Here is a 218-nt window from a genome sequence, read left to right on the forward strand (position 1 = left end):
TGATGGTGTAAACATTTTGTATACTTTCGATAGTACAAAACCCGCTGTGTGCGTGGAATTTGTGTTTACGTCTATGCTAAATTAGCGCTCAAATAATGAGGAAAACGACAGTCTATGCATATTTCCAGTCAATTCGACAGCGGTAACATTGAAGTTGTTAGCGCACAATCACCAGACGATATCCGTCTAACCATTCCCAACGACAACCAATCTGAATT

1 protein-coding gene is annotated in these 218 nt (G+C 39.9%); it reads left to right on the forward strand.

Going from position 1 to position 218, the window contains the following annotated elements; all coding sequences use genetic code 11:
• Positions 1–114: 114 nt before the first annotated feature.
• A partial coding sequence (locus NLF92_RS14055; protein WP_254102893.1) for a M14-type cytosolic carboxypeptidase occupies positions 115–218 on the forward strand: 104 nt, incomplete at its 3' end.

The sequence above is a fragment of the Opacimonas viscosa genome, assembly GCF_024199005.1.
Lineage (GTDB): Bacteria > Pseudomonadota > Gammaproteobacteria > Enterobacterales > Alteromonadaceae > Opacimonas > Opacimonas viscosa.